Source organism: Aurantimonas sp. A3-2-R12, assembly GCF_036016755.1.
In the GTDB taxonomy this organism is placed as follows: Bacteria; Pseudomonadota; Alphaproteobacteria; order Rhizobiales; family Rhizobiaceae; genus Aurantimonas; species Aurantimonas coralicida_A.
The window spans coordinates 23,788-34,546 of record NZ_JAYXIH010000043.1 but is presented as its reverse complement, the minus strand read 5'-3'; the positions used below and the strand labels follow the sequence as shown (position 1 = coordinate 34,546).

Sequence of the window (10,759 nt, the reverse complement as noted above, 5' to 3'; positions counted from 1 at the left end):
GTCGTCGATGAAAGTGCCGAGCTTGGGACACTTTGCCCGGAGCTGGTCGGCGACGTGGCGCAACGCTTGGGCAGCGCCGGCGCGATCGGGCTGGATGAAGGCCTGGCGCTCCCTCGTCAGGTCGATCAGCGGGTCCGTCGGGAGCAGATGCGCGTGCTCCAGCGCCTTGTTCAGGCATGTCTGGAAGTGATCCCGTAGAGCGCTCTGTACGGTTTCGAACGATGGTGCCGGCATACGCGTCAGGTCCTCGAAGTACACATCCATGGCGTTCGACAGCCACCGGCCACGAACTTTCGCCGTCAGGGGGTCCGATGTTCGAAGAGAAACCTTAATCTCCCATTGCTTGATGATCGAGCGCAGACGAGCCGGCACCGCCATGCGGAAGTAGAACACATCGCCACGCCGCGTGACGCGCTTTAACGAACGGGGCATGATCAACCGTCTGGACCAGGTTTCTGTACCAGGGTCTACGGCTACCAACGGCGATGGCTGAAATACTCTATCCGCGTCAATGACTTATGCGGGTTGTGGCGGAGAGAGAGGGATTCGAACCCTCGATACGGTCTCCCGTATACACACTTTCCAGGCGTGCGCCTTCAACCACTCGGCCACCTCTCCGTGCATTCGAGCCGAAAAGCGGGAGGTTGCATCCCGCTCTCGTCGCCTCTCGGCAACGACATCCCTCTCCGGAATTCATCCGCGCCGGACAGACCGGCGAAGCGAAACGCCGGGGTCGATGCCCTGTCTCGAACAGCCGCGGACTATAGCCAGAACGCTCCGCGGTTCAACCCGCGAATTCAGCAAACTTCCGGGCTGGTCGCAAGGGCGCTACATTGCCGCCGACGGGGGCAATCCCCACATGGTATCCAAGCAGGTGACGGCGGTCCCGCGGCTATTCCAATCTCTGCGCGGGCGGAGGGCGGCGCCGTGGCGCGACGGGTCGCCAAGTAACAGGATGGGAGCGACAGGTTCATGCGGTTTTTGGTGCGTCTGATCGGCAGCCTCCTGTTGGCCATTGCCGTCGTGTTCGCCGTCGGCGACATCGCCCGCTCGCTCGCCGATCAAGTCACGCGTCTGATGAGCGTGACGGAGGCGCTGGCGATGATGGGCGGGAGCCTGGAGCCGTCCGGTGTCCAGAGCGCGACGGTGGCCGCCATGCTCGCCGAAATCGGCCGCTGGTCGGTCTCGATCACCGCCGGTGTCGCGGGGCTGGCCCTGCTGCTCGCCGGCCGCGAGCGCAAGAACCGCCGCCGTCTGGTCCGCTGATGCCTGTCCGCTGGCGCCCTGGGCGCCGAACAAGGAGTAGTTCATGTATATTCTCGATATGTTTTCCAAGAAAATGAAGCTGCCGGTGGGCGGAGAGGCGCTGCCAGGACGGGCCGAGCCGATCGAGACCGCCGAGACCCATTTCGTCAACGGCCACCCATTGAAGCCGCCGTTCCCGGAGGGGCTGGAAATGGCGATCTTCGGCATGGGCTGCTTCTGGGGCGTGGAGCGGAAGTTCTGGCAGCTACCCGGCGTCCAGGTGACGGCGGCGGGCTATGCGGCCGGCGCGACGCCGAACCCGACCTATCAGGAGGTCTGCACCGGCCAGACCGGCCAGAACGAGGTCGTGCTGGTCGTCTTCGATCCGGCGGTGGTCTCCTACGAAAGCCTGCTCGCGCAATTCTGGGAAGGTCATGACCCGACGCAAGGGATGCGCCAGGGCAACGACATGGGCACCCAGTATCGCTCCGGCATCTACACATCCTCGCAGGCGCAGTTCGATGCCGCCACCGCGTCGCGAACGGCCTATCAGCAGGCGCTCGCCAAGGCCGGGCACAAGGGAACGATCACCACCGAGATCGAGCCCGCGACCGAATTCTATTACGCCGAGGGCTACCATCAGCAATATCTCGCCAAGAACCCGAGCGGCTATTGCGGCGTCGGCGGCACCGGAATCTCCTGCCCGATCGGGCTGAAGACCGAGGCGGCGGAATAGCGCTCCCTGCGGCGATCCTTCTCTGCGGACAAGGCAGGGTGATATCAAACGCGGGGGAACCCGTTTTCCATCGTCGCGGATTTCAGATGATTCTCGGCGCGGGCCGTGCCAGTCTCCTAGCAGGCACGGCCCGCCTTGCGGCGCCGTGGCGTCCCGCCGCCGACAATCGGCGGTTTTGAGACCCATCATCTGCAAACAGGGATCGGACACTTCATGAAACAGTTCCTGGCCGGGCTTCTCGCCACCTCCATCCTGTCGGTCACCGCGGCGTCGGCCGAAGAATTCGCCCCGGCGATCCTCTACGATCTCGGCGGCAAGTTCGATAAATCCTTCAACGAGGGCGCCTATGACGGCGCCGAGAAATACAAGGCCGACACCGGCACCGAATACCGCGAATTCGAGATCGTCAACGACGCCCAGCGCGAGCAGGCGCTGCGCCGCTTCGCCCGCGACGGGGCGAACCCGATCATCTCCGTCGGGTTCAGCCAGGCCGCCGCGCTGGAGGCGGTGGCGAAGGAATATCCGGACACAAAATTCGCTATCATCGACGCCGTCGTCGAGGCGCCGAACGTGCAATCGATCCTGTTCAAGGAGGAAGAGGGCTCCTATCTCGTCGGCATCCTCGCGGCGATGAAGTCGGAGACCGGCACCGTCGGCTTCGTCGGTGGCATGGATATCCCGCTGATCTCCAAATTCGCCTGCGGCTACAAGGGCGGCGTCAAGTCGGTCTCCGCCGACGCCAAGGTCATCGAGAACATGACCGGCAGCACCGGCGCGGCCTGGAACGATCCGGTGCGCGGCGGCGAACTGGCGAAGTCCCAGATCGACCAGGGCGCCGACGTCGTCTTCCACGCCGCCGGGGGTACCGGCATCGGCGTGATGCAGGCGGCCGCGGACGCCGGCAAATACGGCATCGGGGTCGATTCCAACCAGAACGGCCTGTTTCCGGGCAAGGTGCTGACCTCGATGGTCAAGCGCGTCGACAACGCCGTCTATTCGACCTTCGAGGACGCGGCGAAGGGGAATTGGAAGGCGGGCACCGTCACGCTCGGGCTGGAACAGGATGGCGTCGGCTACGCCATGGACGAGAACAACGCCGAGCTCGTCACCGAGGAGATGAAGGCCGCGGCCGAAGCGGCCAAGGCGAAGATCATCGCCGGCGAGATCGAGGTCCACGATTACTCGACGGATTCGTCCTGCCCTTACTGACGTGTTGTGAAACATCACCGTAGCGAGGCGTCCCTTCCGGGGCGCCTTTTTTCTGCGGTGCCTGGCCGCACCGCGCCGACCGTGTGCGAAGCAGCCCGGCACCCACCCAAGCTCTTTCTGCCCGACGATCCCGATGATATCGGGACGCGGAACAACGTGCTGGAGTGACGTCGCATGGCCGAAAAAGTGATCTTCGATACCGATCCGGGACAGGACGACGCGGTGGCGATCCTGACCGCGCTGGCCTCGCCCGACGAGATCGACATCCTCGGCATCGTCACGGTCGCGGGCAACATTCCGCTGCACCATACCACCCGCAACGCGCTGCGACTCCTGCAACTCGCCGGCCGCACCGAGGTGCCGGTCCACGCCGGATGCGAGCGGCCGATGCTGCGCAATCTGGTGACCGCAGAGCACGTCCACGGACCGACCGGGCTCGACGGACCCGATCTGCCGGAGCCGACGCTTGCCGCCCGGGATGCTCACGGCGTCGACTTTCTGATCGAGACGATCCGCGCGCATCCGCCCGGCACGATCCGCCTGCTGGCGCTCGGGCCGCTGACCAATGTCGCCATTGCCATGACCAAGGCGCCGGACATCGCGGCGCGGCTGAAGGACATCGTCTTGATGGGCGGCGGCTGTTTCGAGGCGGGCAACATCACGCCGGCAGCCGAGTTCAACATCTTCGTCGACCCGGAGGCGGCGGCGATCGTCTTCGCCAGCGGCGCGGCGATCACGGTGCTGCCGCTCGACGTGACTCACCAGATGCGCTCGACCCGGTCGCGGATCGCCGCGTTCGGCGATCTCGGCAACCGGTCGGGCGCGGCGGTGGCGGCTATGCTGGGCTTTTCGGCGCGGTTCGACGTGGAGAAATACGGCTGGGAGGGCGCGCCGCTGCACGATCCGTGCGTCACCGCCTTCGTGCTCAAGCCGGAGATCTTCACCGGCCGGTCGGTCAATGTGGCGATCGAAACCGCCAGCCCGCTGACGCGGGGGATGACCGTCTGCGATTACTGGGGCGTCACCGACCGGCCGAAAAACGCCGTCTGGGTGCGCTCCGGCGATGCCGACGCCTATTTTGCGCTGCTCACCGAGCGGATCGCCCGGCTGCCTTAGGGGGGAGCCTGTTCGGCGACGGTTTGGCGGCTTCGGCGGTTTGGAATGGGTCCCGGCTCAAGGCCGGGATGACGACCGTATTGGACCATTTCGCCAATGATCGAAGCCTGAGGATGACGCGCGGCATAGCGGCTTGGCGCCCTCCTGAACCTGTCGAAGGGGTGGGAGAGAAAGCCTTTTCACGCCCTTATGTAGCAAATGCACCAAGCCCGGAGGTGGCGATAGGTTGGACGTGCTTAAAGTTGGCTTGCCTCATTGTCAGCACTGCGTCTCATATCGCGCCCGTCAATGCGCATGACGGTCGAGGCGCCTTCCATGTCATAATCGATAACGCCCATGTTCTCGTTCATCCATCCGCCGTTGGTCTGGCGAAGTTCGAATTCGGTTTCGTGACCTCTGCCAAACACGTCTCGCCAATGGATAGTACCCATAACACCGTACCGGCTTCCTTTTGGAAGGGATGGACCAAAGCCCTTAATGTCACGGAATATCCAGTCCTGACTTTCAGCGGTCCTCTCTTTACCAGCGTCCACAATAGAGGAATGCGCGAACACATTGAACGGCGGATGGATGGCCGTGCCATTAATGGATACTTGTCCGCTTATACGGATACCGAACGCTGGAGATTGTCCGCCGTTCTGAAGGCGCGCCTCAACCTTGATCGCCATGCATCCTTTCACGGCACTCTTCCGCAAACGGCCAGAGGTGCAGGTGAGGTAAGACCTCGTTTGAGCCTCACCAATTTCGCGGGTTACGGCAACAGCCGATTGAGCGGCCCTGTTGGCTTGCCAAGTGAGGGAAAGGGTAACGAAAAGAAGGGTCGTTCCGACGCCGACAAGCAATGTGGAATAGAGCGCGTAGTCCCTCATATCCTGAGTGGCTTCGTTCATCGCGCGTGTGGAGGCGTCCATTCCCTGCTGGGCAAGAAGGTCGGCCTTCTCCCTCTCAGCGGCTTCCTTTTCGCGGCGCTGGGCAGCCTCGGCCTCGGCCTTGTTCTGGATCACGTTAATAGGGATCGAAAAAGACGCTTTATCGGCGGCATGTTGGCTGTCTTCAGCCTGCCCGTTGCTACGGTCTGCCTTCTCCTGGGCTTGCCCTAGCGCGGTAATGCCAACGCTCAATCCAACTGCAATTGCTGCACACCAATGGCGGTAAGGCATTGTAGCAAGAATCCTGCGGTGAGTTTCACCCGAGACACCTTATTCCGCAGGTTTCGCTCGTTCTCGTCAACTCCGATCTCGTGAAGCCGTCCGACAAGCAGAGCATTGTGCACGCCTCGCCAGGCCATCTCGGCAGTCCGCTCTTCACTCGCTCACACGAAGGGCGATCTCTGCCCGGCCACGGATCGGCGGCTTCAGCGGTTTGGAATGGGTCCCGGCTCAAGGCCGGGATGACGACCGTGTTGGACGGTTTGGCCAATCGTCGAGGCCTGAGAATGACGCCCGGCATAGCGGCTCGGCGCCTTCTCTCCCACAAGGGGCGAGAGGGGCGCCAGTTCCGGCACCGGGGCGGCGGGCGCAACCGAAACCCGGCCGTCCGCCCTCAGTAATGCGGCGGCTTGGTGTTTTCGGGGCCGGGCGTCGCGACCTCTTCCAGGGTATCGAAGCGATGGCCGAGGGATTTGAGCGAGCGCTGCATCCGCTCGATCGTCTCGAAGGCGCGGCGCAGCTCCTCCGACAATTCCTCGATCGTCTGCGCCTGATGCGCCACCATGATCTCCAGATCCTGGATGCGCTCGCTGATCTCTGCCTGTTTCTCGCTCATGCCACGATCTCCGCAAGTTTGGCCCGCAACCGGCCCGCGATCGGCGACGGCCGCCGCGTCGCCCGGTCGACATAGACATGGACGAAGAAGCCCTCGGCCGACGCAATCTTAGCCTCGCCGCGAAACAGGCCGACCTCGTACCGCACCGACGACTGTCCCAGTCTCGCAACCCGAATGCCCGCAATGACCGGGTCCGGAAAGGCGAGTTCGCCATGATAGCGGCAGCCGGTCTCCACGACGAGGCCGATTTGCGCCCCGGCATGGATGTCGAGGAAGCCGTTTTCGATCAGCCAGCCATTCACCGCCGTATCGAACAGGGAATAATGGACGACATTGTTCATGTGGCCATAGACGTCGTTGTCGGCCCAGCGCGTGGTCAGCGGCATGAAAGCGCGGTAGGCGCCGCGCTCACCGGGCTCGGGGCGCCTTGTCGCCTTTCTGTTGGTCGAAGCGGTCATGTCTCTCCTCGGGTCATTCGTCGACGGTCGCCTTGCGCGGTTTCTTTGCTCTTCCATACCCGGCATTGTTTTATCCGAAAACCGGTTCCCACTTTTCAAAGCGATGCTATAGGCTCCCGCGATCAGCGTCAGTCCAGAGTGAGCGTATGCCCGATCCGGCGATCGAACTGATCGACATCGACAAGAGCTTCGGCATCGTCCGGGCGAACAAGCGCATCAACCTCACTGTCGCGCGCGGCACGATCCACGGCATCATCGGCGAGAACGGCGCCGGCAAGTCGACGCTGATGTCGATCCTCTACGGCTTCTACCAGGCCGATTCCGGTGAAATCCGCGTCGGCGGGAAGACGGTCGAGATCGCCGATCCGAACGCGGCGATCGCCGCCGGTATCGGCATGGTCCACCAGCATTTCATGCTGGTCGAGAATTTCACCGTCGTCGAAAACGTCATGCTCGGCGCCGAACAGTCGCCGCTACTGGCCGCCGGCATCGCCAAGGTGCGGGCCGAACTGAAGCGTCTGGAAGCCGACCATTCGCTCGACGTCGACCCGGACGCGATCGTCGAGGAACTACCCGTCGGCCGGCAGCAGCGGGTGGAAATCCTCAAGGCGCTCTATCGCGGCGCCGACATCCTGATCCTCGACGAGCCGACCGGCGTGTTGACCCCGGCCGAGGCCGATCACCTCTTTACCGTGCTGAAACAGCTGCGCGACGCCGGCAAGACGATCATCCTGATCACCCACAAGCTGCGCGAGATCATGGCGATCACCGACGCGGTATCGGTGATGCGGCAGGGCGAAATGGTGGCGACGAAAACGACGGCGGAGACCTCGGTCGAGGAACTCGCGGAGCTAATGGTCGGCCGGCGCGTGTTGTTGACCGTCGACAAGGGCGACGCGGCGCCGAAGGACGTGAAGCTGAAGGTCGACGGGCTGACGGTGCGCGACCGGCGTGGTGTCGTCATGGTCGACAACGTCTCCTTCACGGTGCGCGCGGGGGAGATCGTCGGCATCGCCGGGGTGGCCGGTAACGGCCAGTCCGAACTGCTGGAGGCGTTGGCCGGCATCCGCAAGGCGGAAGCCGGGCGCATCGAGATGCTCGGCCGGGCCATCGATCCGACCGTCGAGGCCGACCCCGCCGCGATACGGGACATCGGCTGCGCCCATGTGCCGGAGGACCGCCACAATACCGGGCTGGTGCTGGCCTTCGAGGGGAACGAGAACACCATCCTCGGTTATCAGCGCGACCCGGCCTTCCAAAAGGGCTGGCTGCTCGATCTCGATGCCATGCGCCGGGATGCGGCGAAGAAGATTGCCGCCTACGACATCCGCCCGCCGGACTGCCGGTTGAAGACCGCGAGCTTTTCCGGCGGCAACCAGCAGAAGATCGTGCTGGCGCGGGAGATGGAGCGCGATCCCGACCTGCTGTTGATCGGCCAGCCGACGCGCGGCGTGGATGTCGGGGCGATCGAGTTCATCCATCGGCGCATCATCGAGATGCGCGATGCCGGCAAGGCGATCCTGCTGGTTTCGGTCGAACTCGACGAGATCCGGGCGTTGTCGGACCGGGTGCTGGTGATGTTTTCCGGCCGCATCGTCGGCGAACGCAGCCCGGACGCGGACGAGGGCGATCTTGGCTGCCTGATGGCGGGCGTCGAACAGCGGGAGGCGGCAGAGTGAACGACGCGCGGATTTGTCTGGTCACGTTCGGCGTCGAGGACGTCACCCGCTCCGTCACCTTTTATGAGGCGCTCGGCTGGCAAAAAGCGCGGCAGAGCGTGGAATCGACCGCCTTCATGGTCGGCGAGGCGATCGTCCTGGCGCTCTGGCAGCGCGGCGAGATGATCGCCGATGGCGGCGAGGGCGAGCTGCCGGCCGGTTCCGGTTCCGCCGGGCTGGCAGTGAACTTTGCCTCCGAGGAAGCGGTCGTCGAGGCCTATGACAGGGCGGTCGCGGCGGGAGCGCGCGCGGTCAAGCCGCCGGCGAAAACCTTCTGGGGCGGCTTCTCCGGAAATTTCCGCGACCCGGACGGCCATCTGTGGGAGCTCGCTTATAACCCGTTCTTCAAGCTGGACGCGCGGGGCCATCTCGACCTTCTGAACAGCGGAGACTAGCGCCGCGATGAGCCGTCCCTATGCCAAGCTGCCCGGCTGGATCGATTACGGGCTGATTCCGCTGGTCAATCTGATCGTCGCCTTCGCGGTCGCCGGCCTCGTCGTGCTGATCGTCGGCGAAAGCCCGGTCGACGCGGCGGCGCTGATGATCCGCGGCGCCTTCGGCTATGGCGAGGGGATCGGCTTCACGCTCTACTATGCGACCAGCTTCATCTTCACCGGCCTTGCCGTCGCGGTCGCCTTCCATGCCGGGCTGTTCAATATCGGCGGCGAGGGGCAGGCCTATCTGGGCGGCCTCGGCGTTGCCACGGTGGCGCTGGCGCTTGGCGGCACGCTGCCCTGGTGGTTGAATTTGCCGCTCGCCGTCTGTCTATCCTTCGCCTTCGGGGCGGCCTGGGCGTTCATTCCCGCCTGGCTGCAGGCGCGGCGCGGCAGCCACATCGTCATCACCACGATCATGTTCAACTTCATCGCCGCCGCGCTGATGGTCTATCTGCTCGTCAACGTGCTGAAGCCGGCCGGGACGATGGCGCCGGAAACCCGGACCTTCGAGGCCGGCGCGCAATTGCCCAAGCTGCGCGGCCTGTTCGACCTGTTCGGCGTGTCGCTCGGCGGCGCGCCGCTCAACGTTTCGCTGTTCGTCGCGCTTCTCGCCGCCTTCCTGGTCTGGGTGCTGATCTGGCGCACGCGGCTCGGCTACGAAATCCGCACCCTCGGCTTTTCGCCGCGCGCGGCGCGCTACGCCGGCATGTCGGAGACCCGACTGATCGTCGTCGCCATGGCGATTTCCGGCGGCCTCGCCGGGCTGATGGCGCTCAACCCGGTGATGGGCGACCAGTATCGGCTGCTGATCGATTTTCCGGGCGGTGCTGGCTTCGTCGGCATTGCCGTCGCGCTGATGGGCCGGGGCCATCCGGTCGGGATCGTGCTCGCGGCGCTCTTGTTCGGCGTGCTCTATCAGGGCGGGGCGGAACTCTCTTTCAACATGCCGACGATCTCGCGCGACATGATCGTCATCATCCAGGGCCTCGTCATCCTGTTCGCAGGCGCGCTGGAGAACATGTTCCGCCCCGGGGTCGGCGCCGCCTATCAGTGGATCCGCTTCCGCACCGGTGAGCCGGCCGGCGCCGACGTGGAGGAGGCGCGGTGATGGATTTCGGCGCCTGGATCAACGTCCTCGATTCGACCATCCGTCTGTCGACGCCGCTGCTCTTCGCCGCGCTCGCCGGGCTCTATTCGGAACGCTCCGGCATTTTCGACATCAGCCTGGAAGGCAAGATGCTGATTGCCGCCTTCGCCTCGGCCTCGGCCGCCGCGGTGTGGGGGTCGGCGTTTGTCGGGCTCCTCGTCGGCATTCTCGCGGCGGTCGGCTTTTCGCTCGTCCACGGTCTTGCCTCGATCACCTATCGCGGCAACCAGATCGTCTCGGGCGTCGCCATCAACTTCATCGCCGCCGGGCTGACCATCATTCTCGGCCAGAGCTGGTTCGGCCAGGGCGGGCGCACGCCGAGCCTGTTCGGCGGCGGCCGCTTCGAGGCGATCGACCTGCCGGGCGCGGCGGCGCTGCGGGATGTCCCGGTCGTCGGCCGGATCTACGCGGACATTCTCTCCGGGCACACGCTGCTGGTCTATGTCGCCTTCGCGATGGTGCCAATCACCTGGTGGGTGATGTTCCGCACGCGCTTCGGCCTGCGGCTGCGCGCCGTCGGCGAGAACCCGGCGGCGGTCGACACCGCCGGCATCTCGGTCGCCTGGCTGCGCTACCGCGCGGTGATCATCTGCGGCATCCTCACCGGCCTTGCCGGCAGCTATCTGGCGGTGGCGCAGGCGGCGGGCTTTACCCGCGACATGACCGCCGGCAAGGGCTACATCGCGCTTGCCGCGCTGATCTTCGCCAATTGGAAGCCGGTGCCGGTGATGTTCGCCTGCCTGTTGTTCGGCTTCCTCGACGCGATCTCGATCCGTATTCAGGGGGTAGAACTGCCGATTATCGGCGAGATCTCCGCGCAGTTCGTGTCGGCGCTGCCCTATATTCTCACCGTGGTGCTGCTCGCCGGCTTCGTCGGCAAGGCGACCCCGCCCAAGGCCGGCGGCGTGCCTTATGTGAAGGAACGATAG

General features: G+C 64.6%; 12 protein-coding genes, 1 tRNA gene and 1 pseudogene. 8 read left to right on the top strand and 6 right to left on the bottom strand.

Annotated features, from left to right (window positions below; translation table 11 throughout):
- Nucleotides 1-249: 249 nt before the first annotated feature.
- Both VSX60_RS22630 and VSX60_RS18205 read right to left on the bottom strand, forming a co-directional pair.
- Nucleotides 250-432, bottom strand: a pseudogene (locus tag VSX60_RS22630) (DUF6538 domain-containing protein); the annotation flags it as partial.
- Nucleotides 433-528: 96 nt separating this feature from the next.
- Nucleotides 529-618 (bottom strand) — tRNA-Ser (locus tag VSX60_RS18205).
- A gap of 354 nt (nucleotides 619-972) precedes the next feature.
- Between VSX60_RS18205 and VSX60_RS18200 the strand changes: the two genes are divergently transcribed.
- The 4 genes from VSX60_RS18200 (at nucleotide 973) to VSX60_RS18185 (ending at nucleotide 4,306) form a co-directional block, all read left to right on the top strand.
- Entirely contained in the window at nucleotides 973-1,266 is a 294-nt protein-coding gene (locus tag VSX60_RS18200; protein ID WP_327625683.1) for a hypothetical protein, read from the top strand.
- Between the two features lie 43 nt (nucleotides 1,267-1,309).
- Nucleotides 1,310-1,981, top strand: a complete 672-nt coding sequence (msrA, locus tag VSX60_RS18195; protein WP_327625682.1) for a peptide-methionine (S)-S-oxide reductase MsrA — start codon at nucleotides 1,310-1,312, stop codon at nucleotides 1,979-1,981.
- Between the two features lie 213 nt (nucleotides 1,982-2,194).
- Nucleotides 2,195-3,190: a BMP family lipoprotein gene (locus VSX60_RS18190; protein ID WP_327625681.1), complete on the top strand. Its 996-nt coding sequence runs from the start codon at nucleotides 2,195-2,197 to the stop codon at nucleotides 3,188-3,190.
- A 174-nt stretch (nucleotides 3,191-3,364) separates the two neighbouring features.
- Nucleotides 3,365-4,306, top strand: coding sequence for a nucleoside hydrolase (locus tag VSX60_RS18185; protein WP_327625680.1), 942 nt, complete (start codon nucleotides 3,365-3,367; stop codon nucleotides 4,304-4,306).
- A gap of 236 nt (nucleotides 4,307-4,542) precedes the next feature.
- Here the strand turns inward: VSX60_RS18185 and VSX60_RS18180 are convergent, their stop codons facing one another.
- From VSX60_RS18180 to VSX60_RS18165, 4 genes are all read right to left on the bottom strand, one after another.
- The gene (locus tag VSX60_RS18180; RefSeq protein WP_327625679.1) at nucleotides 4,543-5,466 is read right to left on the bottom strand and encodes a hypothetical protein; all 924 of its coding nucleotides are present in this window, start codon (nucleotides 5,464-5,466) and stop codon (nucleotides 4,543-4,545) included.
- Nucleotides 5,424-5,594, bottom strand: a complete 171-nt coding sequence (locus tag VSX60_RS18175; protein WP_327625678.1) for a DUF6471 domain-containing protein — start codon at nucleotides 5,592-5,594, stop codon at nucleotides 5,424-5,426. The genes VSX60_RS18180 and VSX60_RS18175 overlap by 43 nt, the downstream gene beginning before the upstream one ends.
- Before the next feature lie 254 nt (nucleotides 5,595-5,848).
- A complete protein-coding gene (locus VSX60_RS18170; protein WP_327625677.1) occupies nucleotides 5,849-6,070 on the bottom strand; it encodes a SlyX family protein in 222 nt (73 codons plus the stop codon).
- Entirely contained in the window at nucleotides 6,067-6,528 is a 462-nt protein-coding gene (locus VSX60_RS18165) for an acyl-CoA thioesterase (RefSeq protein ID WP_442873123.1), read from the bottom strand. Before VSX60_RS18165 ends, VSX60_RS18170 begins: the two co-directional genes overlap by 4 nt.
- A 146-nt stretch (nucleotides 6,529-6,674) precedes the next feature.
- Between VSX60_RS18165 and VSX60_RS18160 the strand changes: the two genes are divergently transcribed.
- From VSX60_RS18160 to VSX60_RS18145, 4 genes are read left to right on the top strand one after another with little or no spacing between them, the layout of a single operon-like run.
- Nucleotides 6,675-8,207: an ABC transporter ATP-binding protein gene (locus VSX60_RS18160; protein ID WP_327625676.1), complete on the top strand. Its 1,533-nt coding sequence runs from the start codon at nucleotides 6,675-6,677 to the stop codon at nucleotides 8,205-8,207.
- Nucleotides 8,204-8,641, top strand: coding sequence for a VOC family protein (locus VSX60_RS18155; protein ID WP_327625675.1), 438 nt, complete (start codon nucleotides 8,204-8,206; stop codon nucleotides 8,639-8,641). The genes VSX60_RS18160 and VSX60_RS18155 overlap by 4 nt, the downstream gene beginning before the upstream one ends.
- 7 nt (nucleotides 8,642-8,648) lie before the next feature.
- On the top strand, nucleotides 8,649-9,791 hold the full coding sequence (locus VSX60_RS18150) for an ABC transporter permease (protein ID WP_327625674.1): 1,143 nt from the start codon (nucleotides 8,649-8,651) through the stop codon (nucleotides 9,789-9,791).
- The gene (locus VSX60_RS18145) at nucleotides 9,791-10,759 is read left to right on the top strand and encodes an ABC transporter permease (RefSeq protein WP_327625673.1); all 969 of its coding nucleotides are present in this window, start codon (nucleotides 9,791-9,793) and stop codon (nucleotides 10,757-10,759) included. Before VSX60_RS18150 ends, VSX60_RS18145 begins: the two co-directional genes overlap by 1 nt.